The sequence below is a fragment of the Qipengyuania rhodophyticola genome, from assembly GCF_042493225.1.
Lineage (GTDB): Bacteria > Pseudomonadota > Alphaproteobacteria > Sphingomonadales > Sphingomonadaceae > Erythrobacter.
On sequence record NZ_CP170454.1, the window covers coordinates 1,563,672 to 1,589,423 of the forward strand.

Genomic DNA, 25,752 nt, shown 5'->3' on the forward strand with positions numbered 1-25,752 from the left:
TCCTATTCCACTTAAGTATTTTCCGCGGGTCGTATGATTAGAACGGCTCGTCGCAATTTACATCTTGGTAGCGCGTTTCCGGCTGGGCGGGCTCACTTCTTTGCGGAAAAGACTTGGCTGCCTCCAACCCAGGTCTCAAGCACCTTGGTCTGGCGCAGCTCAGACGGTGTTGCGAGCATTGGATCGCGGTCAACGAACAGGAAATCTGCCCGCTCACCCACCACCAGTTTGCCAAAACGTCCATCGGCAAAGCCCGCGAAAGCCGCATCAGCGGTGAAGGCTTTCAGTGCATCGGCGCGGGCTACACGTTCTTGAGGGAGCCACCCGCCGAAGGGTTCGCCATTCGCATCGGTACGGGTGAATGCGGTCGCGAGCCCAGCAAAAGGATCAGCCGATTCGACCGGCGCATCAGAGCCGAAGGCTAGGCGAGCGCCCACGCCCGCGATGCTTTTCCACGCATAGGCACCGCCTAGTCGATCAAGCCCCATGCGTGCTTCAGCCATGGTGCGATCTGAGGTTTGGTGAACCGGTTGCATTGATGCGATGATGCCATGCTCGCCAAATTTGGGGATGTCCGCCACGTCGACAATCTGCGCATGCTCAATCCGCCAACGCCGGTCACCGGGGTAGCTTTCGGCAATTTCGCCAATAGCGTTCAGGACTTCAGCATTTGCAGCGGTTCCGATGGCATGAACAGCGGGTTGAAACCGGCCAACGGCGGCGCGAACTAGAGTGTTGCGCAGTTGCGCAGGCGTCATCAGCGGCAGGCCGATATTGCCGGGATCGTCTGCATAAGGACGTTTGAGCCAGGCTCCGCGTGAGCCTAGAGCGCCGTCGAGATAGAGCTTTACCCCGCCGAGGCGCAATTTGTCATCATAAAGCCACGGCGTTGGGCGGCTCCCTGCGATGAGCTCCATCGCCTCCGCGCCACCAGCATAGGCCATGATCCGCAGCGTGAGGCTCCCCCGGTCGCCAGCGCGGCGATAGGTCTGCCAATCTTCAATTGTGGTCCCCATATCGGCGGCGGCTGTGATCCCTTGAGAATGCAGCACTTTCTGCGCCTCTACCAGCGCCAGATCACGTTCAGCCGGGCGCGGCGCGGGAATGGCGCTATAGACCAAGCTTTCAGCCGCATCGACGAATACGCCGGATGGCGCGCGTGATCCCTCGAGGCGTTCAATCCGGCCGCCCGGTGGGCTTGTGCTCGCCTCGGTCACACCGGCGACTTCCATCGCCTTGCTATTGGCCCAGCCTGCGTGGCCGTCAACGCGGGTCAGATAGACTGGCTTGTCAGCAACGGCACTGTCGAGCTCTGAGGCGGTGGGAAAGCGGCCAAGACCCCATTTTTCCTGATTCCAGCCTCCGCCCAGAATCCATGGCCGCGACGAGTTTTCGCGGGCGAACTCAGCAATTTTCGCGAGCGCTTCTTCAAGCGAGGTGGTGTCTGAGAGATCAAGTGTGAGCGCGCCAAAACCCACTCCCATGACATGCAAATGCGCGTCGATCAGCCCGGGAATGAGCGCGCGGCCTTCACCGTCAATCTGGAAGTCGATATCTGTCGGGCGTTCATCTTCGCGGTCTAGCACACCCTTGATACGGCCATCATCACCAATCCACAGCGCGTTGAAGCGGTCGACTTTGCCCTCTTCATCGATCCGCACACCTTCGACGTTCTCGACCAGTTGATCGGCGAGTGCCGGAGCTGGCAGAGCAAGTGCGGGCAGAGCCAGCGCGGCGAAGGTCGCGAATGCGCGAATAGTCATCATGGGTTCCCCTTTGGCAGGCGCTTGATCAGCGCGCTGGTATCTTGGCGGCCTGCGCCTGCCTCTTGTAATTCGGCGTAGAATTTATCGACCATTTCTGTGACTGGTGCGGATAGGCCAAGCCTGCGCGCTTCGTCGAGCGCATAGCCCAAATCCTTGCGCATCCAATCGATAGCAAAGCCGAAATCGAACTCGCCCTCCACCATGGTGGGCCAGCGGTTTTCCATTTGCCAGCTTTGCGCTGCGCCGCCGGAAATCGCCTGCAAGGTGCGGTCTGTGTCGAGGCCAGCCGCTTGAGTGAGGCGGATAGCCTCTGACAATCCGCCCAGCACTCCGGCAATACACATTTGATTGGCCATTTTCGCCGTCTGGCCAGCCCCCGCCGCGCCGACATGGATGATGGTTTTGCCATAAGCTTGCATAACAGGTTTTGCGCGGGACATCGCCTTTTCGCTCCCGCCACACATGATAGCCAGCGCGCCATTCTCCGCGCCCGCTTGTCCGCCGGAGACGGGTGCGTCCAGTGCGCCGATGTCGAGCATGGCCGCAGCTTCATCGACGCGCCGCGCCATGCCCGCCGAAACGGTGGTGTGATCGATCAACAGGCTGCTCGGCGTCATGGCGTCAAGCGCGCCGTTCTCGCCAAACAGCACTTCGGCCAAATCTTGGTCATTGCCCACGCAGCTGATCACTATGTCCTGGCCAGCCGCCGCCTCAGCCGGGGTGGACGCGCTTACCGCTCTCTCGTTTGCCGTGCTTTCCAGCCATGCCTCAGCCTTGCTGGCGGTGCGATTGTAAACGGTGACGCGGTGCCCCGCGCTAAGCAAATGCCGCGCCATGGGGCTACCCATTACGCCGAGCCCAAGAAATGCAATTGAAAGTGTTTCTGTCATAGAAATGGCTGGGTAGGGCAAAGCTATCGCGGCGCAAAGTCTTTAACGCCCAAAGCTGCGTAACGCATTGCGTAAATCATACGGGGTCCTTAACGCCCGTCAGATGAGCACTAACCCAACCGCCACTCAACCAAGCGACGCACAAGTTTTCGCCGTGGATCAGCTTACTCTTGATGATGTTCGCGCAGCTGCTGAGCGGATTAAGGGGCAGGTCGTTCGTACGCCGATGATGCATTCTCAGACGCTTTCTGAGATCACCGGTGCGGAAATCTGGCTGAAGTTTGAAAACCTGCAGTTTACGGCCGCCTATAAGGAGCGCGGCGCGCTAAACGCTCTGTTGCTCATGCCGGAGGAGCAGCGCGCGCGCGGCGTGATCGCAGCCTCGGCTGGCAATCACAGTCAGGGTCTTAGCTATCATGGCACGCGGCTTGGTGTGCCTGTAACGATCGTGATGCCGCGCACAACGCCGACGGTCAAAATCATGCAGACTGAAAGCGTTGGCGGCAATGTGGTCCTGCATGGCGAGACATTTGACGAGGCCAATGCACATGCGCGCGAGCTAGAGGTAGAACGCGGGCTGACATTTGTTCCACCGTTTGATCACCCGCATGTCGCTGCTGGTGCGGGAACGGTCGCGCTTGAGATGTTTGCGGACGGGCCGGACAGCATGGACTGTTTGGTGGTCCCGATTGGCGGGGGAGGGCTCATCTCGGGGATGTCCACTGTCGCCAAAGCGCAGGCTCCCGAAATTGATGTTGTCGGCGTGCAAGCGGCGCTGTTCCCCTCGATGTATAATTCCATGAAGGATGATGGCCTTCCTTGTGGCGGCGATACGCTGGCAGAGGGAATCGCGGTCAAGCAACCTGGCGCATTCACTAGCGAGATCATCCGCGACCGGGTGGATGAGATCTTGCTGGCGGAGGAAACCGACCTTGAGCATGCGGTCTCTCTGCTGCTGCAGATCGAGAAGACTGTGGTCGAGGGAGCGGGCGCAGCGGGCCTCGCAGCGATCCTTTCCAATCCTGAACGATTCAAGGGAAAGACCATCGGGCTGGTGTTGTGCGGCGGAAACATTGACACGCGCTTGCTTGCTAATGTGTTGCTGCGCGATCTTGCCCGCAGCGGGCGGCTGGCGCGGATCCGCGTGCGGCTGCAGGATCGGCCCGGCGCGCTGTACAAGGTGATGGGTGAGTTTGACACGCACAATGTCAACATAATCGAGATCTACCATCAGCGCATTTTCACGTCATTGCCGGCCAAAGGCCTGATTACCGACATTGAATGCGAAGCCCGCGACAAGCAGCAGCTCGATTCGCTGCTCGAATCACTGCGAGCAAATGGCTATCAGGCGCAGTTGGTTGAGATGGCCTAAGCAGGCCCAAAAAATGCGCCGCGTTAACCAAGCAACACCCTGAATCTACGTATTTCCACATACGCTAGTCGAAAAATTATCATCATTTGTAGTTAACAGACTTTTACCTTTTGGCTCTGATCTGCATATAGTCGGACACACCACAGCCGATCAGCACTTGTTTCTGGTCGTCAAACACGAGGTAAAATCCGCAGCCGTGTCGGCCCCAATTCGCTTCCCCCGCTTCTTTGTGACTGCGCCTGCGCCATGCCCCTATTTGCCGGGCAAGAGCGAGCGCAAGGTGTTTACAGAATTGCGCGAAGAAAATGCGGATGAATTGAACGAGGCCCTTGGGCGTATCGGGTTTAGGCGTAGTCAGACAGTGGCTTACCGGCCAAGCTGTCTTGATTGTCAGGCCTGTGTTTCGGTGCGGGTTGTCGCGAATGAATTTCAGCCATCAAGCACTCAGAAACGGCTCGAGAAGCGCAACAGCGATGTGGTGATCACGGAATGCCGCCCATGGGCAACGGCTGAGCAATTCGAACTGCTCCAGCGTTATCTCGATGTCCGGCACCCCGGCGGCGGTATGACCGCGATGGAAGAATCTGATTTTGCCGACATGGTGGAACATTCCCCAGTCTCCAGCTATGTGATCGAATATCGCGAGCCGGGAATTGGGTCTGAGCCCGGCCGATTGATTGGCGCGTGTCTCACTGACTTTCAGGGGGACGGGCTGTCGATGATTTATAGTTTCTATGACCCCGACCACGAGGACCGGGCCGGACTTGGCAATTTCATTATTCTCGATCACGTCCGGCGCGCGGCGGAACGCGGGCTCCCGTATGTCTATCTTGGATATTGGGTCGATGGTTCGGACCGGATGCAATATAAAGTCCGTTTCCGTCCGCTTGAGCGGCTTACCCGCAGTGGTTGGGAGCGCATGCCTGAGGACGAGCAATCTCGCCTCATCAGCGCTGCAACTGCGCCCAAGCAACACCGCGAACCGAGCGACTGCCCCAGCAAGGACGGCAAACCGGCAGACTACCGCATTAGCGAATAACCAGCCGCGCAGGCTGGCATGCGGCGCTGCGCTTTCGGTGCTGGCACTTGTTCTTCATCCGACACCCGTGTTTGCGCAAGATGCGCCTCAAAGTCTCGGCGATCTGATTCCCGACGAGGCTGTCGCTGACCCTGAAGTATGGGCGCAGAAGGGCGCGGTTGAGGATGATGAGGAGGAGCCGCAAGTCGAGGATGATGGTGAGGCAAGCGCACTTCCCAAAAACGCCAACGTGCCTGATGAGACTGGTACAACTTCGACCTTCATTTGGGAGCCTGCGCAACGGCTTCCCCCAGCTGAAGCCCCTATAAATCTCAGCGAATTTACGCTGCCACCGGTCCAGCCGCTGGAGGCTGACGAGACTATCACGTTCAAGCAGTTTGAAGTGGCCGGCCCCGCGGCTAACTTTGCCGAGGCTGAGGTGCGTGCGATCTCCGATGAGCTTATTCTGGCTTTTCCGCAGACCGAACCTCCGTTCACGGCCAGAAAGGACTTTGTTGATCGCTTTGTTGCACTCTCGACGATCGAGCAGTTGGAAAATGGCGATGAGAATATTGCGCAACTCGCCGCAAGAGCTCGCTCTGACGAAGAGCTGCTGAACAATTTGCTGCGTGTCTATGGCTATTATGATGGGCAGATTGTGCGTCAGATCGGGACCGTTGACGCAGATCCAATCGGCGGGGGAAATCTGTTTGCGCTGGGCGATTCAGAAAGCGCGATCAGCCAGCAAACGGACACTGCACCGCAGGTCCGTTTCAATATCATCCCCGGTGATCGCTATCGCTTTGGCACGATAGACCTCGGCGAACTTGATGCCGCACCCGATGCAGAGGCGCTGCGCGCATCTTTTGCGATAGCCACCGGCGATTTTCTGCAGAGTGACTGGATCAGCTCCCAGCAGGGCGAGCTTGATCGTGCCTTGGGCGAATGGGGCTATCCCTTTGCGGAAATTGATGCGCCTGAATTGCTGATTGATCACGCGCGTCTTGAAGGCGATTTGACCATGCCTGTCCGGCCAGGCGGGAAATATGTCTTCGGGTCGGTCACCAGCAGCGATGATGATTTTCTCTCGGGCCGCCACATCGGCACGATTGCCCGGTTCGATCCCGGTGATGGCTATAAGCGGAGCCTTGAGCTTGATTTGCGCCGCGCGGTCATCGCCACCGGGCTAGTCTCTTCGGCCACGGTGACCCCGCGCGAAGTCACTCCGCCAACTGCTGATGCGCCGGGTGTTGTCGACCTCGATGTGGGGCTTGAGCGTGCCAAATTGCGCACGATTGCAGGTGCGATTGGGTACGGTACGGAAGAAGGCGTGCGCGTTCAGGCGAGCTGGGAGCACCGCAATCTTTTCCCGCCCGAAGGTGCGCTGAAGCTGCGCGGCATCCTGGGCACGCAGGAGCAATTGGCGGGCATCAGTTTCCGCCGGAACAACTTTGGCGGGCGCGACAAGATCCTCAATGTTGATGCTTATGCCAGCACGATTGACAGTCCCGCTTTTGATGCGCGCACGATCGCGCTTGTTACGACTTATGAGCGGCAATCGACGCTTTTGTTTCAAAAGCCGCTAAGCTGGTCGATTGGTCTTGAGCTCATTGCAACAGGCGAGAGGCCGCCTGACGTTGAGAATGAAACAACCCCGCGTGAGACATTCTTTATTGCGGCGGTTCCCGGATATGCCCAGGTGGACACCACAGACGATCTGCTCGACCCAACTGAAGGTTTCCGGTTGGGCGTGCGTCTCTCGCCTGAGGTCTCGCGCAATGATGGCAGCGAGAGCTTCTATGTGCGCGGTAGGGTTGATGGCAGCGGCTATCGCAAGCTGAACGATCGTATCGTGATTGCAGGCCGGGTCGCGCTTGGTGCGATCAAAGGCGCCGATCTTGAGTCAATTGCTCCCTCGCGCAGGCTCTATGCGGGTGGCGGCGGATCGGTGCGCGGCTATGGCTTCCGCGAAATCGGACCGCGCGATGAGGCAGGCGAACCCAGCGGCGGCCGTAGCCTTGTTGAAACGGCGGTGGAAGCGCGCATCAAAACTGGCTTTCTTGATGGAGCCGTATCGATTGTTCCCTTCCTTGATGCAGGCTCAGTTAGCCCATCTGTCACGCCTGATTTTGATGAGATCAAAGTCGGCGCAGGCCTTGGGCTGCGGTATGAAACTGGCTTTGGCCCTTTGCGCGTCGATGTCGGCGTTCCGCTCAATCCGGGCCCGGGGGATAGCCCGGTCGCGGTGTATCTGTCGCTGGGGCAGGCCTTTTAATGGCGGCGCAAGAAAACACTGAGCTCGAGGTTGAGGAGGCCCAAGCCGCGCCCAGAAAACACAGCGGCTTGATCAAGTGGCTGCTGATTGCCGTTGCTGCGCTAGCCTTGCTGTTTATCGCGGCATTGGCCTTGCTGAACACCTCGCTGGGTGAGCGATTTCTTGCGGATCGTATTGCCGCGAACACTTTGCCCAATGGTCTCAATATCCAGATCGGCAGGATCGAAGGTGATATTTATGGTAAGGCGATTTTGCATGACGTGACCTTGTCCGATCCAGAGGGTATTTTTGCGACCATTCCCGAGGCTGAGATTGATTGGAATCCGTCGGCCTGGCTTTCATATCGGCTCGAAATAGACGAATTTGTCGCGCGGCGTGGGCGGGTTGAACGTGTGCCAGAATTCCTGGCAAGCGAGGATGACGGCCCGATATTGCCGGGCTTTGATATCGCTATTGAGCGTCTTGTGATTGACGGATTGACGCTCAGCCCAGCCGTTACGGGGGCAGACGCAGAAGAGCTTAACCTCACCGCCAAAGCCGTGGTCGAAGACAAACGCTTGGTTCTGGATGGCTCTGGCACATTGGGCGCAGAAGATCGCTTTGCACTGAGTCTGAATGCTGAACCTGATGGCGATGTGTTTGACGCGGGCCTCGATTATCAAGCCCCCGCTGGCGGCGCGGTGGCCAAGATGCTCGGCGCACAGGCGGGCTATGATGCGAAACTCATCGGTGATGGCCGCTGGAGCGATTGGTCGGGTGCGCTGCTGATCCGCCGCGATGGCGCGCGGTTTGCGGCGTTCACGCTCGCCAATAAGGACGGTCTGTTTGAGGTATTGGGGCAAGCAAGCCCGGCAGGCACGGTGAGCGGCACTCTTGCTGAGGTTCTGGGGCAATCAGTCTCTCTCAAAGCCCGGGCGCGCATCGCCGAGCGGCAGATTGACGGTGACTACACGCTTGTCACGCGCGGTGGGTTTGCGCGCGGGCAGGGCTTGGTGAGCTTGGCCGATAATAGCGTGGAGGATTTCACCCTTAGCATGCGATCGCGTACCCCTGACGCCTTCGGCGAGGCTTTGAGGCTGCGCAACGCTCGGCTTGATGCCACGATTGACGGTGGGTTTGATGACCTTGAGGTTGATCATCGTTTTGCCAGTGACCAGCTTGACGTTGGGGCAATGCAGCTCTTTGCCCTCGAGCAAAACGGCACAGCGTCTTACGATGGGGATAGCTGGAGGCTCCCGCTCAATGTTGAGGCGGCGCGTATCGCAAGCGGTCTTGATATGGTCGATGATCAGCTGGAGCAGGGGCGCCTTACCGGCGATCTGCGTCTCAATGGCGGCGACCTTACCTCGAGCAATCTGCAGCTGACCTTCCCAACCGCGAATGCGGCGTTAGCAATGCGCGCAGACCTGTCGCGCGGGCTCTATGGTTTTTCCGGCGACGTATCGGCGCAAGGCCTTGCCTTCGAGAATGTTGGACAGGTGAGCGGCACAGCACAGATTACGCTCGGCCTAGGGCAAAACTGGACATTGCGCAGCGTCATCGATGCACGCTTGACGCCCGCGAGCGATAGCGCTGTCCAGACAATCGCTGGCGGCGTAGTGCGTGTTCGTGGACCGGTCGCGATGGGCACTGGCGCGCCAATCGCCTTTAGCCGCTTGCGCGTTGATGCGCCCAATTTGGCGGGCGAATTTGGCGGGCAAGTTCGCGGTGGACAGACGATTTTGTCAGGTGGCGGCAGTCATCAGCAATATGGCCCATTCACGCTTGAGGCGTCCTTGAGCGAAGAAGGTCCCGAGGCGCGCCTGGTGCTCGCCCGCCCGCTGCCAGCGGCCGGGTTGCGCAATGTTGAGCTGGCGCTCGCGCCCAGTGATGCGGGGCTCCAGCTGGAGGCCAAAGGAGGCTCATTGCTTGGGCCTTTCAACGGGCTGTTGGGAATTACCAACTCGGCGGGAGGCACTCAGATCAATGTTGAGCGGCTGATTGTCACTGATACCGAGTTTAGCGGCGAGCTTGCTTTGCTTGACGGCGGACTAGACGGGGAGCTGGCGTTTGATGGCGGCGGGGCAAGTGGCGCTATCGCGCTTTCTCCGCGTCAGATTGGCCAGGATAGCGGCCAAGGATTTGCGCTCAATCTTGCCGCACGCGGTGCTAATTTCGGCGGCGACACTCCCATTCGTATCGCTCAGGCTGATGTGTCAGTCGATGGAGTTATGGCTGATGGGCTGAGTGAGCTCAACGGCACAGCTAGCGGGCAGGGCCTCTCCTACGGAACGCTCTTCATTGGCCGGTTCGCTGGCGAGGGGCAGGTCCGCAATGGCAAAGGTCAGGTCAATGGCTCGCTTGCAGGTAGGCGCGGGGGCAGTTTCCGCCTCGATCTGACTTCGGATTTTGACGAGGATAGGGTTGCGTTTGCCGCGAAGGGTGAGTTCTCCGGACGGCGGATTTCGATGCCGCGCCGCGCGGTGCTTAGCCGGCTTGATGATGGCAGCTGGCGTCTGCAGCGCTCGCAAATCAACTTTGGCCGAGGCGCGATGATCGCTAGTGGCGCGTATGGCGAGGGGCAAACTGCACTCACTCTTGACCTGCGCGATATGCCGCTTTCCTTGGTCGATCTTGCCGTATCAGAGCTGGGCCTTGGCGGCAGTATCTCTGGCCAGATCACCTATCGCAATGCGCCGGGCAGCGAGCCTGTTGGTAGCGTCAGGGTGAAGGTCGATGACTTATCGCGGGCTGGGCTGGTCTTGTCGTCGCGGCCCGTGGATTTGGCGCTGACTGCTGATCTTAATGGCGCCGGATTGGGACTGCGGGCGCGCTTTGCCAATGCTGATATTGAGCGGGGGGCATTGAGCGCAAGGATCGACAATTTGCCAACAAATGGCCTGCTATGGGATCGCCTTCGTACCGGGCGACTTGCTGGGCGCTTGCGATATGATGGTGCTGCCGAGAGTCTTTGGAGGCTGGCCGGCGTCGAGAGCTTTGACCTCACTGGCCCGGTCGCTATCGCTGCGGATGCGAGTGGTAGCGTTGCGAACCCGCGCGTTCGCGGAACGGTAAATAGCGACAATCTGCGCGTGCGCAGCGCTTTGTCGGGCACTGATATCCGCGAGATAAGTGCGCGCGGCCAATTTGATGGCTCGCGGCTGCGCCTCACGCGCTTTGCCGGGGTCACGCCAAATGGCGGATCCATCAGCGGTAGTGGTACCGTGGACTTGGCAGAATTGGGCGAGCGGGTGCCCGGACGTTTCGTTGAAATTCGCGGGCCTCAGCTCGATCTGCGGGCAGCGGCCAAAAACGCGAAATTGCTCGATGGTAATGGGTTGTCGGCGACGATTACCGGCCCTTTGCGGATCGTATCCAATGGTCTGGGCGGCACGATCGCAGGGCGCGTGCAGATTAACCGGGCGAGCTGGAAATTGGGCGCGGCAGCCGATGATGTGAGTCTGCCGCGCATCGCAACGCGTGAGGTAAACGCGCCGAATGACCGCCCGCTTCGCACGCTTGGCAGAAGGCCTTGGCGCTATCTGATCGATGCCAAGGGGAGGAGCCGGATCGACGTCGATGGCCTCGGCCTTGATAGCGAATGGGGCGCTGACATAATTCTGCGCGGGACCACAGAGGACCCGCGTATTGGCGGCGAGGCCAACGTCGTGCGCGGCTCCTATTCCTTCGCTGGCACCCGATTTGAGCTGACGCGCGGTCGCATCCGTTTTGACGAGTCAGTAGCGATTGATCCGCGTCTCGATATCCGCGCGGAGACAGATCAGGCTGGGTTCGACGTGGAAGTGCGGGTGTCGGGTAATGCGCTGCAGCCAGAGGTTAGCTTTTCGTCGGATCCTGCTTTGCCAGAAGAGGAGATCCTCGCGCAATTGCTGTTCGGTGGTTCGATCACAAATTTGTCGGCAACCGATGCGCTGCAATTGGGCTCTGCTTTGGCGAGTTTACGCGGAGGTGGCGGGCTCGACCCGATCAACCGACTCCGCAGCGCCATTGGGCTTGATCGCTTGCGGGTGGTGGGAGCCGACCCAGCCCTTGATCGCGGCACTTCCGTGGCGCTGGGCAAGAATATTGGCCGCCGTTTCTATGTCGAGCTGATTACGGATGGGCGCGGTTATAGCGCGACGGAGGCAGAGTTCAGGATCACCAGCTGGCTGTCATTGCTGGGCGCAGTGTCAACCATTGGCAGGAACAGTGCGGTGATTGAGGCGCGGCGCAATTATTGAGCTATTTTCAGCACTTAGCCTCGCCAGCCCACTCCCTCCAGCTTTCCACCCGGAATTTACTCGGTTATGCTCCGGGTGGAAAGCTGGAGGGGGTGGGCGGCTAGGACCGCAAGCGAAGTCCCTTCAACTTCGATACAGTTCCGCTTCCGCTGCACGGCGGCGGCTCAGCCCACGCAGCACACGTCCGCCAGCCCGGTTCCAGCGGGCGAACTCGGCGGCGCTGCCAACATAGTCGCCTGCCTTGTGTTTCTTGGTTAGAGTGGCCCTGCCGATGGCGCCGGTATTATAGTGAAAGCTGACCATCGCGTCGAATTGTGACTGGCTGCGGGGGCTATTGCCCAAGGCACGCGCGACTTCATCGGCATAACGTTTAAGGTCACGCACAAGCCGCACATCTGCCTGTTCTCGCGACCAGACGGTCCCTTGTTCAATTCGCCCGCGCCCATCAATATCGTGTCCGGTTGCACCCCAACCAATTGTCCAAGGGGCGCCGCCTGTCCCGGGGTCGGGATAGGCCTCGACCCGCCCGTCACCGCGCAGTTTTGCAAGACCCTCGAACTGCTGGATCAATGCGATACCAGCGGGTCCGATGGTGGAGGGTTTGCCCGCCTGAGCATTTACTTTGGCCACACCTATCGCATCCAGCTCTGCATCGATTGCGGCAGTTTCGCTTTGACTAAGGCCGCGGCCCAGTATTTCGCGGATGGTCTGGAATAGGGATGCGCGGGCCATTTATTTGCTTCCTCGGTGGTGGATCAAAAGGGCCGAGGAATTAGGCAGAAATAATGAGAGTAGGAAAATGATTTGTCGCTGGATCGTCGACGCGAAGCAGAATTCGCTCACTTACAAAAAGCATCGGCAGCAGTTTTTGATAGTTCTTCAAGTCGGCTGGTTTGCAACACAGTATGCCGTGTTGTCTTGAACGCGAGTTGGCTTATCTCCATTTGAGCTATATTAGAAATTTGGGGGCGCAGACATATTTAGAGCCCTGAAAAGCCTAAGTATTTATATTTGGGAAGACTATCATGAGAAAAATTGGACTTGCTCTGGCAGGCGTTGCGCTTGCTGCTGCGCCAGTGACAGCTCAATCAATACGCACTGCCGCCCCAACGGCCGACGAAAGCGAAATTGGCGGCGGTGGCGCGGGCATCTTTGCTGCGGCCTTTCTGGCAGGCGTTGCAGCCATTGCCGTACTCGCGATCGTCAATGACGATGATGGTGATGACGATCCAGTCAGCGCTTGAGCGCAAAGCCTGATTAGGGCTCCATAGTCTCTTCAGGCGTGGTGCCCTGCGACGGGCGGCCATCAGGATAGAGCGTTGCGTAGACCTCATCCAGAGTGAGGCGAGCTGCCGCTGTTTCTGCAGATTGAAATGCGTCAGGCGTACTGTAGTTGCGCATGGCTCGCCCGACGCGGCCATCTGCGTCAAGGTTTTCTGTCTGCTCTTCGACCAGCAGCTCAACACCGGTCGCGCGGTGATGGATTAGCTGTGCGATATCGAACTTCGATCTGAAGCGCAGACCTAGCTTGTTGCTATGTTGCCAGACAACGTCAGCCGCGACATTTGCAATGCCCTCAAAGTTCAAGCTGGCTTCGTCTCCCTGATCGAGCTCAAGTTCATCGTCAAAACTAAGCAATGCGCCAGCTTCAGATATATTGCGCAAGCGGGCAGCACGCTGTTCATCGTCTTTGCTCAGTCCCGCAAGCCAGATCAACCTGTGTCGTTCGCTTGCAATGCGGCGTTCTTGGCCGACGCGGCCCGAAACCAGCTCGCCGCAAGCATCGAGGACTTGCTCAATATTGGCGACTACATAGTCGACCACACCAGCATCCGCGAGGATCTGTGTTTCGGCGAGAAATTCCAGTCCTAGGCGCTCCCCGCGGATCCAGCGCACTGCGCAGTCGACTGGCTCGCAATCGTCAAATTTGACGCTGATGATTTCAGCGATTTTCGCAGGCTGATCAGTTTCAATCTGCACGCCGTTTGACGAGAAGTTGATGACCTTTGCGGCTTCAGCGATCTCATGCCACTTCGCTTCGAATACTTCACTTCTTAGCGAATAACGATCCTCATGGCGCTGATGGCTCTTTCGCGTTTCCTTGCGCGCAATAGTAACGCTGCCAAGTCCACTTTCCTGATTGTCTGGCGCGGCCTTTTCTTTCTCGACCAATAACCGATCGAGCGAGGGGTACCGACCCATTGGATAGGGCTTTGCATATTTCGTGCATTGGTTACCCCTTCCTCTGGGCTTCTTCGAACCAGAGTGGGCGCTGGTTCTCGTGCGTCACGCGATATTTTAGGCTCGATAGCGGGCGACTCTAGGCAAAGACTTAAGATGACGGAGAGAAGATCCAAAAACCGAAAAGGGCGCCTGGTTTTCCAGACGCCCCACTCGGTGATCGCAGCACTTGGCTGCAAACGGTTAATTTAGAGTAAGTTACGAGCTATAATACATGTCGAACTCGACGGCGCTTGGTGTGGTTTCGAGGCGGACAACCTCTTCCCACTTAAGCTCGCAATATGCATCGATCTGGTCTTTGGTGAAGACGTCACCTTTCAGCAGGAATTCGTAGTCTGCTTCCAGCGCTTCGAGTGCTTCGCGCAAAGACCCGCATACGGTCGGCACATCAGCGAGTTCCGCTGGCGGCAGATCATAGAGGTTCTTGTCCATCGCCTCACCCGGATGGATCTTGTTCGTGATCCCGTCGAGACCCGCCATCAGCAGCGCTGAGTAAGCGAGATATGGGTTCGCCATTGCATCAGGGAAGCGGAACTCAACGCGCTTCGCCTTGTCACCTGCCCCGTAAGGAATACGGCACGATGCCGAGCGGTTACGTGCTGAGTAGGCCAGCAGAACCGGCGCTTCAAAGCCTGGGACCAGACGCTTATAGCTGTTGGTTGATGGGTTGGTGAACGCGTTCAGCGCCTTGGCGTGCTTGATTACACCGCCGATGTAATAAAGGCAGTTTTCCGAAAGGCCGGCATATTCATTGCCCGCAAATGTCGGCTTGCCATCGGCCCAGATTGACATGTGCGTGTGCATGCCAGAACCGTTATCTTCCTTAATCGGCTTAGGCATGAAGGTCGCGGTTTTGCCATAAGCATGTGCCACTTGCTGCACGACATACTTATAGATTTGCAGGTTATCAGCGGTTTCAACGAGCGTTGCGAAGGTCACGCCCAGCTCATGCTGCGCCGCGGCCACTTCGTGGTGATGCTTGTCGCAGGGTAGGCCCATTTCGATCATTGTCGCGACCATTTCGCCGCGAATGTCGACTGCGCTGTCCACTGGTGCGACTGGGAAGTAGCCGCCCTTGGCGCGCGGACGGTGGCCCATATTGCCGCTCTCAAATTCCTTGCCGGAATTGGTTGGCAGCTCAACATCGTCGATTGCGTAGCCTGATCCGGCATAGCCATCTTCAAAGCGCACATCGTCGAACATGAAGAACTCAGCTTCCATACCGACAAAGATGGTGTCGCCAACGCCGGTGCTCTTCACGAAGGCTTCGGCGCGTTTTGCGGTGGAGCGTGGGTCGCGGGCATAAAGCTCGCCAGTTGATGGTTCGACGATATCGCAGAACAGGATCAGCATTGGCTCAGCGCTAAACGGGTCGACATAGACGCGGTCGAGGTCAGGCTTGAGGATCATGTCGGATTCGTTGATGACTTTCCAACCCGCGATGGAGGAGCCGTCGAACATCAGGCCGTCTTCCAGCTCGTCTTCGCCGAGCACGCCCGCAACGATGGTCAGGTGCTGCCACTTGCCCTTGGGATCGGTGAAGCGCAGGTCCACCCACTCGATTTGCTCGTCCTTGATTTGTTTGAGGACTTCGCTTGCACTTGCCATTGGTTAGTCTCCGTTCTTGACTGAATTTTGAGTTGGTTGATTGGATTTGCGAGCCGGTCAGCTCGCACTAAATTTGATCAGATCGCGTCGTCATTCTTTTCGCCGGTGCGGATACGCAGGGCCATCTCAATCGGCGATACGAAAATCTTGCCGTCACCGATGCGCCCCGTCTCGGCTGCTGCTGCAATAGCCTCAATCGTGCGCTCAGCGATTTCATCGCCAACCACGACTTCGAGTTTAATTTTGGGCAGGAAATCGACGACATATTCGGCGCCGCGATAGAGCTCTGTGTGGCCCTTCTGCCGGCCAAAGCCCTTGGCTTCTGTGACGGTGATGCCCGAGACGCCGATTTCGTGCAGCGCTTCTTTCACTTCGTCGAGCTTGAAAGGCTTGATGATGGCTTCGATTTTTTTCACGTTTTGGCCGATCTCTCCTGGCGAGCGGTTTGCCGCTCGTAATTTACTTCCCGCGCGATCCAAGAATCGTGCCAACTACTTATGTGAGGATTAGCCAATCGAACAGATTCGTCAAAGCGCGCAATTGCGGGGCTTTCTTGGCGCGGCCCAAGGTTGGCTTTGACAGGGAGGAAAGGGTGCTGCTCAATTGGCAGACGCTAGATGCCTAAAAATTAGGCACTGCACGTTGGCGACTTAGAGTCGAAGTCCCGTTGTTTCAGGCAGGCCGCACATGATGTTGAGGTTCTGAATTGCCGCGCCGCTGGCCCCTTTGCCAAGATTGTCGAGAGTGGCGACCAGTCGCAGCTGGGTGAAGTCATCGTCCGCATAAACGTGGATATCGAGCCAGTCCCAGCCACCTTTTCTACAAGGCATGACGATCTCGGTCGGATTTTCTGCGGGCGCATCGACCTGAACCATTGGATGGTTTTCATAGTCCTCATCTAGGCAGGCGAGCATTTTGAGCGCAGCGTCTTTGCCGCCAAGAGTATGCAGAGGCAGCGGCACATCGACCATCATCCCGCGATAGGTCGGAATGACGGAGGGTGAGAATACGGGCGGATGATCAAGCCCTGCATATTTCTGCATTTCTGGTAGATGCTTGTGATCGCCCTCGAGGCCATAAGCCCGAAACGCCAGATCCGGGTTCTTCTCAAACCGCTCGATTAGGGCTTTACCGCCGCCTGAATAGCCGCTCGCCGCATTGACGGTGTAAGGCCAATCGGCTGGCAAAAGGCCTGCACGCACAAGCGGCGCGACCAGCGCGAGAAAGCCTGTCGGATAGCAGCCTGGATTGCTCACAAACCGCGCGTTTGCGACCTTCTCATGTCCGATGATCTCCGGAAATCCATAAGCCCAGCCATCGGCCACGCGGTGCGCGCTGGAGGCGTCGATTACGCGCGTTGCGCCATCGGGATCAATCATCGCCACCGCATCGCGCGCGGCGTCATCGGGTAGGCACAGGATCGCGACATCTGCCGCATTCAGAGCATCGCGGCGCGCGGCTTCGTTCTTGCGCTGCGCATTGTCCAGCCGGATCAGCTCAAACTCGCTGCGGCCCTCAAGCCGGTCGAGGATTTCAAGGCCTGTCGTCCCCGCTGCGCCATCAATGAAAATGCGGTATGTCATGCGTGTGTCTCAGGTGCGAGTGCCGCAATTGGCACATAGCCGCTTGGTCCCTCTGGCCCCAAGCAAGCCCAGCACCATGCCCCAGCGTAATCGAGCGCTTCAATCTCCGTTCCAGCTTCCAAATCGGTAATGATCTCTGCATCGTCACTGGCGCTCAAAAACATCATTGTGGACACAGAGCCGATGACACGGACTACCGGGATGACATAATGTGCCGCAAGGTGGGTGTCCGCGAGCGCGATATGCGCCAGATCGCCGCGCAAGGGCAGGGTCCCCGGGGCGGGCTTTGCCACGGCCTCGGTCAAACCGACAATGCCGGTTGGAAGTGTATAATCTGCCGCATCGCTCACTGGCGCTGTTTCGTCCTAACTTTCGGTCTGGCGCTGGTCTAGCGCTGGCTCACCTACGCGGCAAGCACACCGCCTTATTGTGTGCCGGAATAGCGCTTTTTGAGCATGTTCCAGCTTGCCCGCAATCCGTAAGCCTCGCCGCCCTTTGGCCGGCCCGGTTTTGCGAAAGGCCGCCATCCGAAGGTGTCAAAATGCGCCCAGTCAACGCCGTCGCCAACAAAGCGATCAAGGAAGAGGCCCGCGACGCTTGCCCCCGCATAGGCATTGCCGGAGATGTTATTCAGGTCCGCTATGTCGGAGCTCAGCCACTCGCGATAGCCATCGGGCAAAGGCAAACGCCATGGCTCATCATCGCAAGACCTGCCGGCCTCGATCAATGCTTCTGCCGTGCTGTCACGGCGCGCCATCAGAGCGGGATAATCCGGGCCAAGTGCAACGCGCGCTGCGCCCGTCAGTGTGGCGAAATCTATAATCAGATCAGGGTTCTCTTCGCTTACCCGGGTCAGTGCATCCCCAAGGATCAAACGCCCCTCGGCGTCCGTATTGCCGATTTCTACGCTCAGGCCCTTGCGCGTGCTCAGCACGTCGCCGGGGCGGAAAGCATTGCCCGCGATCGCGTTCTCAACCGCGGGTACTAACAGGTGAAGCCGCACAGGTAGGCCCGCACCCATGATCAACCCGCCCAGCGCCAGCGCATGCGCCGCGCCGCCCATATCCTTCTTCATCAGCTTCATGCCGATAGCGGATTTGATATCGAGCCCGCCGCTATCGAAGGCGACACCCTTGCCGACGATGCCCAGGACAGGATCGCTTTCTTTACCCCAGGTCAGATGGATCAACCGCGACGCATGACTGCGCGCAGCGGCCCGGCCGACTGCGTGGATCATCGGATATTCCTGCTCCAGCGTATCGCCGCGAATGACGGTGAGTTCGGCCTTGTGAGTCTTTGCAAGGGTCTCTGCCACAGCCTCCATCGCGGCTGGTCCCATGTCTTCACCCGGCGTGTTGATCATGTCGCGCACCAAAGCGACGGCTTGAGCCTCTGCGATTGCCGCGTCGATCTTGCCCGCTTCTTTGGTGAGCAATACGCGCGGCCCTTTGGGCGCATCTGGCTTCGCATAGCGTGTGAAACTGTACTGTGCCGTCTGCCAGCCATGCATCGCCAAGCCTGCATTGCCAGAAGCGAGGCGATAAGTGCCAGCAGGCAATGTTTCGGCCAATTTTGCTAGGCACCAGCTGGTCAGCGAAGCTGGATCGTTCACTCCGCCAGCGGCAAACCAACTGTCGCCATCGGGCACTATAGCGGTAGCGTTCGCGCCGCCATCAAACCCCTGCGCCGACAAGCTTGCACGCTGTCCGGCAGACAGTTTTTTCGACCAGTCAGTAAAGCCGTCCCGATCAACAAGGTGGATATCTATCGCATCCTGAGCACGGTCTGGCTGGATAAGCGGGTTCAGGTCTGCCATAGTTTACAAGTTCCAATTGTCGCTGTTCGGCAGGAGTTCTGCCCTGTTTTCACGTATGTTCCTGATTTCAATCCTGATGTCGAGTGCGGCTTGCACTCCGGCAGAGGATTATGACGATGAAATTGGAGTTGCGTCTCAGCAAGGCAAGACCGCTGGCGAGTTGCCGGCCCCTCCTCCGCCCATCATTCCAACAGCTGACGAAGGACAAGCTCGCTCGATTGAGGTCAGCGATGAGGCGATTACTTTTCAATATTCCTATCCCCGGCAGGTCGGAGCCATTCAAGCGCTCAGCGCAATTATGAATGACCGCGCCGAAGCTGCGCAGGTGGAATATCGCGCTTATGCTCTTGAAGCTCAGGCCGAAGCGGAAAAGAACGATTATGGCTTCCGCCAACACGATTATAGCGAAAACTGGAAAGTTGTCGCCGACTTGCCCGGCTGGCTGAGCCTGTCCGCGGAGATCGGTAGCTATTCAGGAGGAGCGCATGGCAATTATGGATTTGACGCGCTGGCGTGGGACAAATCGGCGGGTCAGGTGCTAGAAACTAAAGCGCTGTTTCGCTCTGCCGCCGCGCTGGACAATGCGCTGGGCGGGGCCTTTTGTTCAGCGCTCAATGCAGAGCGTGCTGAGCGGCGTGGGCAACCCGTGGCGGAGGGATCAGACAATTCGTTTGACGCATGCCCGTCGGTTGCAGAGCTTACCGTGTTGCTCGGTTCTTCCAATGGCGAGACTTTTGATCGTATCGGGCTGCTCGCAGCGCCCTACGTTGCGGGGCCATATGCGGAAGGGTCTTATGAGTTCACGCTTCCCGTCACCTCCGCGGTGATCGACGCGGTGAAGCCGGAGTTTGCGAGCAGTTTCTCGATCATGGCGAACAACTAACTTCGCTCGCAATTTCGCGCCAGAAGCGCTACATCTCTGCGCATGACAGAATATCAAATGATCGACAGCCGCGACACGGTATATCGCGATGGCACCATCAAGCTGCACAATGAAGAGGGCTTTGAGGGTATGCGCCGCGCCGGCAAACTTGCCGCGAGCATCCTTGATGAGCTGACTACCATGGTCGAGCCGGGCGTCACGACGGCGGCGCTGGATGACAAGGTTCGCGAGATGACATTGGACGGCGGCGCAGTACCCGCGACCATGGGATATCGCGGTTATGCGCATAGTTGCTGCATCTCGATCAACCATGTGATTTGCCACGGTATCCCGAGCGAGAAGGCACTGAAAGAGGGCGATATTGTCAATATTGACGTGACCCCGCTGCTCGACGGCTGGCATGGCGACACCAGCCGGATGTATTTTGTCGGCGAACCTTCGATTAAAGCCAAGCGGCTGGTTGATGTGACCTATGAATGCCTGATGCTGGGCATTGAAGCGGCTCAGCCGGGCGCAAATCTGGGCGATATTGGCGCGGCGATTGAGGCGCATGCAAGGCAATATCGTTATGGCGTCGTGCGCGAGTTTTGCGGGCATGGGCTGGGGCGCTTGTTCCACGATGCGCCCGAGGTCATTCATGCCGCACGCGCTGGCACGGGGCCAGTGCTGAAACCCGGCATGTTCTTTACGATTGAGCCTATGATCAATCTGGGCAAACCGCATGCGAAACTGCTCAATGATGGCTGGACAGCGGTGACCCGCGACAAGTCACTGTCTGCACAGTTCGAGCATTCGATTGCCATCACCGAAACCGGCAATGAGATTTTCACCCAGAGCGAAAAGGGGCTGCATCAGCCGCCTTATGGGTGAGGACTTGGTTGCTAGTAAGGGATGGAACAGAGACTTGCGCTCCATCAGTTTCGACCTTCAATCGATATCGCCCATCGCACGCCCGATTGCTTGTGACGACCCACGCAGGGAGAATGTATGTCCCGGATGGTCGCCAAAAGAGACGGTAACATTGCTCTGAGATCGTAGCTTTTCGATCAGACGAGGGTCCCAGCCCACTTGCGGTGTCCCGCCTCCGACCCTTTCCGTTATCCTTTGTAACTTCTCGCCATCCGGAAACTCAAAAGTAACGGCGGCAGGCGGCCTTGGCCGCTGGCCATTGATGGTGACGATTAACCTGCAAAAGAGCCCCTCCGCCTCGGGCGGGGGGCAAATGAACATCATTCCGTTTTGATAGCTATCATCGACGAAACCGCCATCGCTGGTCCATGCGTAGGCATTGCCTTCGCTCGGGGGCTCATATTGCCATTGAGCTTGTGCGCTGGTTGCAAATGAGAACAAAACTGCGCTTAGTCCAAGATACTTCATGGTCGCTTAGTGCCTCCCTATTTTTCGCTACTTTAAGGATTTGTAGCTGAACGGTTCGCAACTTTTACCCCTCCCGGCTCGCCCGGATCGCGGCGCCTGCTACAAATGGCGTCACCGCTACCAGCCCAAGGCTAATCGCGGCGGTCAGGAGCAGCCCCGAACCATCGGGATCGGACAAAGCGCCAGCCCCGAAAATCAGGATCGGCACGGCAAGCGGGATCACCATCAGGCCCGCAAGCGCAGCGCCGCCGCGAATGGCTGCGGTGAGGGCGCCAATCGCGAGGCCAATCGCTGCCAATCCGGGTGTGCCTGCGAGCAGGCCGAGCAGCAGCACATGCAGTGTCGGGCCATCCAGATTGAGCAGCGCGGCGGCTGGAAATGCGGCCAATATCAGCAGCGGCGCAAAGGCCAGCCAATGCGCGATCAGGCGGCTGGTCATCGCTAGCTCTTCCGATACGCCGCGCAGGGACAGCTGATCGAACACACCGCTTTCCAGATCGTTCGTCACCAGTTTCTCAAGCGGCAATATGCTCGCAAGCAGCGCCGCGACCCAGACTATCCCGCCGCCGGTTTGCGCGAGCAGGTCAGGCTCTGGCCCAACCGCGAAGGGATAGAGCATGGCCACCGCCAAAAAGAACAGCAGCGGCAGCAGGCTTCCCCCCGCGCGGCCACCGGGCAGCAAGGTCGCGAGATCGCGGCGAAGAAGCGTTCCGATCACGGCGTGAACTCCGCCAATGGCAAGGTGTTCTCATCCGCCTCGCCGGGCAGGGCAATGGCCTGATGCGAGGCCGCGATGCAGATACCGCCGTCCGCGCAATGCCGCGCTATTTCAGCCTCAACAGCCTCTTGCGCGTTCGTATCGAGGCCATTCAAGGGCTCATCAAGTAACCAGATATCGCTGGCCGAATTGAGCAGGCGCGCAAACGCCGCGCGTTTTCGCTGGCCAGTGGAGAGATAGCGCACCGGAATATCGAGTAGGTCAGTAATTCCCATCGCATCTAAAGCAGGCCTCGGATCTTTGCAGCCATCCACCTGCTCCCAAAATTCGAGCGCTTTTGCCAAGCTCGCATGCTCATCCAGCGCCAGACGCTCATCGAGCAATGCAAGCGATCCGCTGCGTTCAATATCTCCTGAAAATGCCGGAAGCAGCCCCGCAAGCTGGCGCAGCATGCTGGATTTGCCAATTCCGTTCGCGCCGGTCACATGGAGCGCATCGCCCGCGCCAAGCTCAAAAGAGACACCAGCAAAAAGCAGGCGCCCACCGCGCTGGCATGACAGGTTTTTTGCGACGAGACGCCCTTGCATGGGCGCAAGCGATAGGCAAAAGGCGTCATGCGCACAAGCTCGCATGGGCGCGCAGGGTCAAACAGACGGGATCGATTTCAATGGTTGAAAAGCTGAGTGATAATGAACGGGCAAGTTGGCTGACCGCTTTGCCCGATTGGTTGCTTGTCCGAGAAGGCGCGGCGATTGAGCGCACATTTGAGTTTACAGACTTTAGTGAGGCTTTTGCGTTTATGACGCGGGTTGCGATTATCGCAGAGAAACGCGATCATCATCCCGAATGGTCGAACGTTTATAACCGCGTCACGATTACGCTGACCACGCATGATGCCGCACCGGAAGACGGCGGGGCGCTCTCACTGCGCGATGTCAAAATGGCGAAGAAAATCAGCGCGCTGTTGTGATTTTCTAGTCGGTTCCAAGCCACCTGCACCCTCCGCCCTTCCACCCGGAACCTACCGGGACATATTCCGGGTATAAGGGCGGAGGGTGCGGGTGGCGAGAAAGCTATCTTCCCAAAGGCCTGAAACTCTCACGCCCTTGCTTGCGGATGCGCCCAGGCATCCAGCGGCTGGCAAACGCGATTTTCTTCGCTGTTTTGCCGACCAGCGTGTGCAGCGTGTTGCCATGCACCGCATCCCATGCGGCCTGCGCTACGTCGCCAACAGGGCTGATCTCTAGGCCTGATTCCTGCACGCGCGCGCGGATCATATCATTGGCGCCGCGATTGGGCGCCTGATCGAGCAAAGGCGTGTCAATAAAGGCGGGGCATAGCGAGCGGACGTTGATCCCGTCTTCTGCCCATTCAGCATCGAGGCTCTCGGTAATGGCCCGCACGCCAAACTTGGTAGCGGAGTAAACAGACGCGCCCGCTGAACCATATATGCCCGCTGCGCTGGCGGTGTTGAGCAGACACGATCCCGGCGCGGTCTTGGCGAGATGCGGATACGCGGCCTGCGCGCCAAACAGCACGCCTTTCAAGTTTATATCGAGGCAGCGCTCGATTTCTTCCGGCGTGTTGTCGGTCAGTGATCCGCCCAGCGCGATGCCTGCATTATTTGCGAGCACATCGATCCGCCCGCCTGCTGCCATGGAAAACCCGCCCAGAGCTTCGTCCCATGCCGCGCGATCACGCACGTCAAATGTGTGGCTGTAATGGAAGCCGCCTGGCAGTAGTGTTTCGGTCTCGCACATGCCCTCTTCATCAACATCACCGAGCCCGATGAACCAGCCTTTCGCGCCGAAATGCTGGGCAATCGCGCGGCCAATTCCTGACCCGCCACCGGTAATGAAAATCGCTTTTCTCTCGCTCACAAATCTCTCCGCATGTTCTCAAATTCTATAGGGCTGGGTTGTTGTAGACGTGCCAGGTGAAGACCGCCATTGCGCCGCGATGCGGGCGCCAATCTTCTGCCACAGTGCGTGTTTCTTTCTCGCTGGGTCTCTCTGCAAGCCCAAGCAATTGGCCGATACCTGCCTGAACCGCAAGGTCGCCGGCAGGCCAGATATCCGCGCGCCCTTCGGCAAACAGCAGATAAATCTCAGCCGACCAGCGCCCAATCCCCTTGATTTGTGTGAGTTCGGCAATCGCCTCTTCATCGTCAGCGGGAAGGTTATCGAAGTTGACCGCGCCGGCTTCAACCAGCTCGCATAAGGAGCGCGCATATCCCTGCTTCTGGCGCGACAACCCGCAGGCTCGCAGCGCGTCAAAATCACGGCTAAGCAAGCACTGCGGCGTGAACTCTTCGCCCAGCTCTGCCTCCAGCTTGTTCCAGACTGATGCAGCGGCGGCCACCGACACCTGCTGGCCGACGATTGTGCGCAGCAAGGTCTTATATCCTGTGGGCCGCACGCGCGGCTCCGGATAGCCCACCCGCTCCAGCGCGCTGGCGATGCCCGGCACTTGTGCAGCGACGATATCAATCCCGTCGCGGACTTGCTCGCTTGTCAAACTCATGGCTCTCCCCGCTTGCCAAAATGCCTCATCCGTCTTAGCAGCCGCCCCCAATGCATACCACAGGAGCAAACTCGCAATGCCCAAGCTGATCGTCACAACACGTGAAGGTGAAACCTCAGAGATCCAGGCCGATGACGGCCTGACCGTGATGGAAGCCATTCGTGACAATGGCTTTGACGAATTGCTCGCGCTGTGCGGCGGTTGCTGCTCATGCGCGACTTGCCACATCCATGTCGACCCGGAATTTGCGCCCAAACTGCCGGAGATAAGCGAAGATGAGGACGATTTGCTGGAAAGCAGCGATCATCGCGGCGAAACTTCGCGTCTGTCTTGCCAGGTCCCACTGACGGCTGACCTTGATGGCCTCAAGGTAACTATCGCCCCGGAAGATTGATGTTGTTTGCGCGGAAGAGCCGCGCACTCTAACTCAAAGCCCATGAATATTACTGCGCCTTTTGGCAAAACACTCGACTTGATCGGGAATACTCCGCTCGTGCGGCTGGCTGGCCCGAGCGAAGAAGCTGGCTGTGACATCTATGGCAAGTGCGAATTTGCCAACCCTGGTTCCAGCGTGAAAGACCGCGCAGCGCTCGGGATTATTCGCGATGCTGAGGCGCGGGGGGAGTTGAGGCCCGGCGGCACCATTGTGGAAGGCACGGCGGGCAATACGGGTATTGGTATTGCGCTCGTTGCGAATGCGCTCGGATATCGCACGATTATCGTTATGCCGGACAACCAGTCTTCGGAAAAAATGGACACGCTGCGTGCGTTGGGTGCCCAATTGGTACTCGTGCCGCCGACCAAATTTGCCGACCCCAACCACTTTGTGCATACTTCGCGGCGCTTGGCTGAGGAAACTGAGGGCGCAGTCTGGGCCAATCAGTTCGACAACACTGCCAATCGCAAAGTCCATATTGATGGAACGGCTGCTGAGCTGTGGGAGCAGATGGCGGGGCGCATTGATGGCTTTACCTGCGCGGCGGGCACAGGCGGCACGATTGCTGGTGTGGGCATGGGCCTCAAGGAACGCGACGAGAATGTGCAGATCGCGCTGACTGACCCGCATGGCGCGGCGCTTTACAGCTACTTCGCAGACGGAGAGCTCAAATCTGAAGGCAGTTCGGTTGCCGAAGGGATTGGGCAGGGCCGCATCACTGCCAATCTGGATGGCGCGCCGATTGATACGCAGTTCCGCATTTCTGATGAAGTTGGCCTTGGCTGGGTCGCGCGTTTGCTGCGTGAAGAGGGGCTGTGCCTTGGCCTCTCAAGCGGGATAAACGTCGCAGGCGCAGTTGAGCTGGGCAAGAAATTGGTTGCTGAGGGCCGTGAAAACCCTCAAGTCGCAACGATCCTGTGCGACACTGGTTTTCGTTACCTATCAACGCTTTACAATGCTGATTGGCTAGCTTCCAAAGATCTGCCCGTGTTCGATTGGTTTGAGCAGGATTGACCGCAGGGCTGC

24 protein-coding genes are annotated in these 25,752 nt (G+C 58.4%); 10 read left to right on the forward strand and 14 right to left on the reverse strand.

The features are described from left to right. Window positions 1-92: 92 nt before the first annotated feature. Both ACFCXQ_RS07400 and ACFCXQ_RS07405 read right to left on the reverse strand, forming a co-directional pair. A complete protein-coding gene (locus ACFCXQ_RS07400) occupies window positions 93-1,763 on the reverse strand; it encodes an amidohydrolase (RefSeq protein ID WP_379554584.1) in 1,671 nt (556 codons plus the stop codon). Beyond that, on the reverse strand, window positions 1,763-2,656 hold the full coding sequence (locus ACFCXQ_RS07405; protein WP_379549289.1) for an NAD(P)-dependent oxidoreductase: 894 nt from the start codon (window positions 2,654-2,656) through the stop codon (window positions 1,763-1,765). Before ACFCXQ_RS07405 ends, ACFCXQ_RS07400 begins: the two co-directional genes overlap by 1 nt. A 103-nt stretch (window positions 2,657-2,759) precedes the next feature. Between ACFCXQ_RS07405 and ACFCXQ_RS07410 the strand changes: the two genes are divergently transcribed. From ACFCXQ_RS07410 to ACFCXQ_RS07425, 4 genes are all read left to right on the forward strand, one after another. Further along, the gene (locus tag ACFCXQ_RS07410) at window positions 2,760-4,028 is read left to right on the forward strand and encodes a threonine ammonia-lyase (RefSeq protein ID WP_379549290.1); all 1,269 of its coding nucleotides are present in this window, start codon (window positions 2,760-2,762) and stop codon (window positions 4,026-4,028) included. Window positions 4,029-4,224: 196 nt separating this feature from the next. Continuing rightward, window positions 4,225-5,067, forward strand: a complete 843-nt coding sequence (locus tag ACFCXQ_RS07415) for an arginyltransferase (protein WP_379549291.1) — start codon at window positions 4,225-4,227, stop codon at window positions 5,065-5,067. Window positions 5,068-5,104: 37 nt separating this feature from the next. After that, the gene (locus tag ACFCXQ_RS07420; RefSeq protein WP_379549293.1) at window positions 5,105-7,321 is read left to right on the forward strand and encodes an autotransporter assembly complex protein TamA; all 2,217 of its coding nucleotides are present in this window, start codon (window positions 5,105-5,107) and stop codon (window positions 7,319-7,321) included. Then, window positions 7,321-11,541 carry a translocation/assembly module TamB domain-containing protein gene (locus ACFCXQ_RS07425; RefSeq protein ID WP_379549295.1) on the forward strand — a complete coding sequence of 1,407 codons (4,221 nt, stop codon included), beginning with the start codon at window positions 7,321-7,323 and terminating at the stop codon, window positions 11,539-11,541. Before ACFCXQ_RS07420 ends, ACFCXQ_RS07425 begins: the two co-directional genes overlap by 1 nt. A 123-nt stretch (window positions 11,542-11,664) precedes the next feature. Here the strand turns inward: ACFCXQ_RS07425 and ACFCXQ_RS07430 are convergent, their stop codons facing one another. After that, window positions 11,665-12,273 (reverse strand): lysozyme, encoded by a 609-nt coding sequence (locus ACFCXQ_RS07430; protein ID WP_379549297.1) that lies wholly within the window; start codon window positions 12,271-12,273, stop codon window positions 11,665-11,667. A gap of 293 nt (window positions 12,274-12,566) precedes the next feature. Between ACFCXQ_RS07430 and ACFCXQ_RS07435 the strand changes: the two genes are divergently transcribed. After that, complete coding sequence (locus ACFCXQ_RS07435) at window positions 12,567-12,785, forward strand: hypothetical protein (protein ID WP_379549299.1); 219 nt, start codon at window positions 12,567-12,569, stop codon at window positions 12,783-12,785. A 13-nt stretch (window positions 12,786-12,798) separates the two neighbouring features. Here ACFCXQ_RS07435 and ACFCXQ_RS07440 read toward each other — a convergent pair whose 3' ends face one another. The 6 genes from ACFCXQ_RS07440 to ACFCXQ_RS07465 form a co-directional block, all read right to left on the reverse strand. Next, window positions 12,799-13,743 (reverse strand): PilZ domain-containing protein, encoded by a 945-nt coding sequence (locus tag ACFCXQ_RS07440; RefSeq protein ID WP_379549301.1) that lies wholly within the window; start codon window positions 13,741-13,743, stop codon window positions 12,799-12,801. Window positions 13,744-13,980: 237 nt separating this feature from the next. Then, entirely contained in the window at window positions 13,981-15,390 is a 1,410-nt protein-coding gene (gene glnA / locus ACFCXQ_RS07445) for a type I glutamate--ammonia ligase (RefSeq protein WP_379549303.1), read from the reverse strand. Window positions 15,391-15,467: 77 nt separating this feature from the next. Then, a complete protein-coding gene (locus tag ACFCXQ_RS07450) occupies window positions 15,468-15,806 on the reverse strand; it encodes a P-II family nitrogen regulator (protein WP_379549305.1) in 339 nt (112 codons plus the stop codon). 234 nt (window positions 15,807-16,040) lie between these two features. Then, on the reverse strand, window positions 16,041-16,973 hold the full coding sequence (gene argC / locus ACFCXQ_RS07455; RefSeq protein WP_379549307.1) for an N-acetyl-gamma-glutamyl-phosphate reductase: 933 nt from the start codon (window positions 16,971-16,973) through the stop codon (window positions 16,041-16,043). Continuing rightward, window positions 16,970-17,323: a hypothetical protein gene (locus ACFCXQ_RS07460; protein ID WP_379549309.1), complete on the reverse strand. Its 354-nt coding sequence runs from the start codon at window positions 17,321-17,323 to the stop codon at window positions 16,970-16,972. Before ACFCXQ_RS07460 ends, argC begins: the two co-directional genes overlap by 4 nt. Before the next feature lie 74 nt (window positions 17,324-17,397). Beyond that, window positions 17,398-18,789: a leucyl aminopeptidase family protein gene (locus tag ACFCXQ_RS07465; protein WP_379549310.1), complete on the reverse strand. Its 1,392-nt coding sequence runs from the start codon at window positions 18,787-18,789 to the stop codon at window positions 17,398-17,400. Window positions 18,790-18,844: 55 nt separating this feature from the next. Between ACFCXQ_RS07465 and ACFCXQ_RS07470 the strand changes: the two genes are divergently transcribed. Together ACFCXQ_RS07470 and map are read left to right on the forward strand one after the other, a co-directional pair. Beyond that, on the forward strand, window positions 18,845-19,672 hold the full coding sequence (locus ACFCXQ_RS07470; protein ID WP_379549312.1) for a DUF4163 domain-containing protein: 828 nt from the start codon (window positions 18,845-18,847) through the stop codon (window positions 19,670-19,672). A 42-nt stretch (window positions 19,673-19,714) separates the two neighbouring features. Further along, window positions 19,715-20,542, forward strand: a complete 828-nt coding sequence (gene map / locus ACFCXQ_RS07475) for a type I methionyl aminopeptidase (RefSeq protein WP_379549314.1) — start codon at window positions 19,715-19,717, stop codon at window positions 20,540-20,542. Window positions 20,543-20,599: 57 nt separating this feature from the next. On the opposite strand, the gene ACFCXQ_RS07480 is transcribed toward map, so the two are convergent. The 3 genes from ACFCXQ_RS07480 to ccmA form a co-directional block, all read right to left on the reverse strand. Further along, window positions 20,600-21,049 (reverse strand): hypothetical protein, encoded by a 450-nt coding sequence (locus tag ACFCXQ_RS07480; RefSeq protein ID WP_379549316.1) that lies wholly within the window; start codon window positions 21,047-21,049, stop codon window positions 20,600-20,602. Between the two features lie 64 nt (window positions 21,050-21,113). Next, entirely contained in the window at window positions 21,114-21,767 is a 654-nt protein-coding gene (locus ACFCXQ_RS07485) for a heme exporter protein CcmB (protein ID WP_379549318.1), read from the reverse strand. Further along, entirely contained in the window at window positions 21,764-22,354 is a 591-nt protein-coding gene (ccmA, locus tag ACFCXQ_RS07490) for a heme ABC exporter ATP-binding protein CcmA (RefSeq protein ID WP_379549320.1), read from the reverse strand. The genes ACFCXQ_RS07485 and ccmA overlap by 4 nt, the downstream gene beginning before the upstream one ends. A gap of 80 nt (window positions 22,355-22,434) precedes the next feature. Here ccmA and ACFCXQ_RS07495 point away from each other — a divergent pair, with 80 nt between their 5' ends. Continuing rightward, window positions 22,435-22,737, forward strand: coding sequence for a 4a-hydroxytetrahydrobiopterin dehydratase (locus ACFCXQ_RS07495; protein ID WP_379549322.1), 303 nt, complete (start codon window positions 22,435-22,437; stop codon window positions 22,735-22,737). 103 nt (window positions 22,738-22,840) lie between these two features. On the opposite strand, the gene ACFCXQ_RS07500 is transcribed toward ACFCXQ_RS07495, so the two are convergent. Both ACFCXQ_RS07500 and ACFCXQ_RS07505 read right to left on the reverse strand, forming a co-directional pair. Continuing rightward, window positions 22,841-23,647, reverse strand: coding sequence for an SDR family oxidoreductase (locus tag ACFCXQ_RS07500; protein ID WP_379549323.1), 807 nt, complete (start codon window positions 23,645-23,647; stop codon window positions 22,841-22,843). 25 nt (window positions 23,648-23,672) lie between these two features. Continuing rightward, a complete protein-coding gene (locus ACFCXQ_RS07505) occupies window positions 23,673-24,290 on the reverse strand; it encodes a DNA-3-methyladenine glycosylase family protein (RefSeq protein WP_379549325.1) in 618 nt (205 codons plus the stop codon). Window positions 24,291-24,366: 76 nt separating this feature from the next. Between ACFCXQ_RS07505 and ACFCXQ_RS07510 the strand changes: the two genes are divergently transcribed. Together ACFCXQ_RS07510 and ACFCXQ_RS07515 are read left to right on the forward strand one after the other, a co-directional pair. Continuing rightward, on the forward strand, window positions 24,367-24,684 hold the full coding sequence (locus ACFCXQ_RS07510) for a 2Fe-2S iron-sulfur cluster-binding protein (RefSeq protein ID WP_379549327.1): 318 nt from the start codon (window positions 24,367-24,369) through the stop codon (window positions 24,682-24,684). A gap of 42 nt (window positions 24,685-24,726) precedes the next feature. Continuing rightward, the gene (locus tag ACFCXQ_RS07515) at window positions 24,727-25,740 is read left to right on the forward strand and encodes a cysteine synthase A (RefSeq protein WP_379549329.1); all 1,014 of its coding nucleotides are present in this window, start codon (window positions 24,727-24,729) and stop codon (window positions 25,738-25,740) included. The last annotated feature ends 12 nt before the right edge of the window (window positions 25,741-25,752 follow it).

What these genes read in the sequence shown, in the direction of transcription:
- argC (WP_379549307.1), bottom strand. Translation starts at nt 16,973, where the DNA reads ATGACATACCGCATTTTCATTGATGGCGCAGCGGGGACGACAGGCCTT.
- ACFCXQ_RS07505 (WP_379549325.1), bottom strand. Translation starts at nt 24,290, where the DNA reads ATGAGTTTGACAAGCGAGCAAGTCCGCGACGGGATTGATATCGTCGCT.
- map (WP_379549314.1), top strand. Translation starts at nt 19,715, where the DNA reads ATGACAGAATATCAAATGATCGACAGCCGCGACACGGTATATCGCGAT.
- ACFCXQ_RS07440 (WP_379549301.1), bottom strand. Translation starts at nt 13,743, where the DNA reads ATGGGTCGGTACCCCTCGCTCGATCGGTTATTGGTCGAGAAAGAAAAG.
- ccmA (WP_379549320.1), bottom strand. Translation starts at nt 22,354, where the DNA reads ATGCAAGGGCGTCTCGTCGCAAAAAACCTGTCATGCCAGCGCGGTGGG.
- ACFCXQ_RS07510 (WP_379549327.1), top strand. Translation starts at nt 24,367, where the DNA reads ATGCCCAAGCTGATCGTCACAACACGTGAAGGTGAAACCTCAGAGATC.
- ACFCXQ_RS07495 (WP_379549322.1), top strand. Translation starts at nt 22,435, where the DNA reads ATGGTTGAAAAGCTGAGTGATAATGAACGGGCAAGTTGGCTGACCGCT.
- ACFCXQ_RS07470 (WP_379549312.1), top strand. Translation starts at nt 18,845, where the DNA reads ATGTTCCTGATTTCAATCCTGATGTCGAGTGCGGCTTGCACTCCGGCA.
- ACFCXQ_RS07465 (WP_379549310.1), bottom strand. Translation starts at nt 18,789, where the DNA reads ATGGCAGACCTGAACCCGCTTATCCAGCCAGACCGTGCTCAGGATGCG.
- ACFCXQ_RS07435 (WP_379549299.1), top strand. Translation starts at nt 12,567, where the DNA reads ATGAGAAAAATTGGACTTGCTCTGGCAGGCGTTGCGCTTGCTGCTGCG.
- ACFCXQ_RS07400 (WP_379554584.1), bottom strand. Translation starts at nt 1,763, where the DNA reads ATGACTATTCGCGCATTCGCGACCTTCGCCGCGCTGGCTCTGCCCGCA.
- ACFCXQ_RS07515 (WP_379549329.1), top strand. Translation starts at nt 24,727, where the DNA reads ATGAATATTACTGCGCCTTTTGGCAAAACACTCGACTTGATCGGGAAT.
- glnA (WP_379549303.1), bottom strand. Translation starts at nt 15,390, where the DNA reads ATGGCAAGTGCAAGCGAAGTCCTCAAACAAATCAAGGACGAGCAAATC.
- ACFCXQ_RS07430 (WP_379549297.1), bottom strand. Translation starts at nt 12,273, where the DNA reads ATGGCCCGCGCATCCCTATTCCAGACCATCCGCGAAATACTGGGCCGC.
- ACFCXQ_RS07425 (WP_379549295.1), top strand. Translation starts at nt 7,321, where the DNA reads ATGGCGGCGCAAGAAAACACTGAGCTCGAGGTTGAGGAGGCCCAAGCC.
- ACFCXQ_RS07480 (WP_379549316.1), bottom strand. Translation starts at nt 21,049, where the DNA reads ATGAAGTATCTTGGACTAAGCGCAGTTTTGTTCTCATTTGCAACCAGC.
- ACFCXQ_RS07405 (WP_379549289.1), bottom strand. Translation starts at nt 2,656, where the DNA reads ATGACAGAAACACTTTCAATTGCATTTCTTGGGCTCGGCGTAATGGGT.
- ACFCXQ_RS07410 (WP_379549290.1), top strand. Translation starts at nt 2,760, where the DNA reads ATGAGCACTAACCCAACCGCCACTCAACCAAGCGACGCACAAGTTTTC.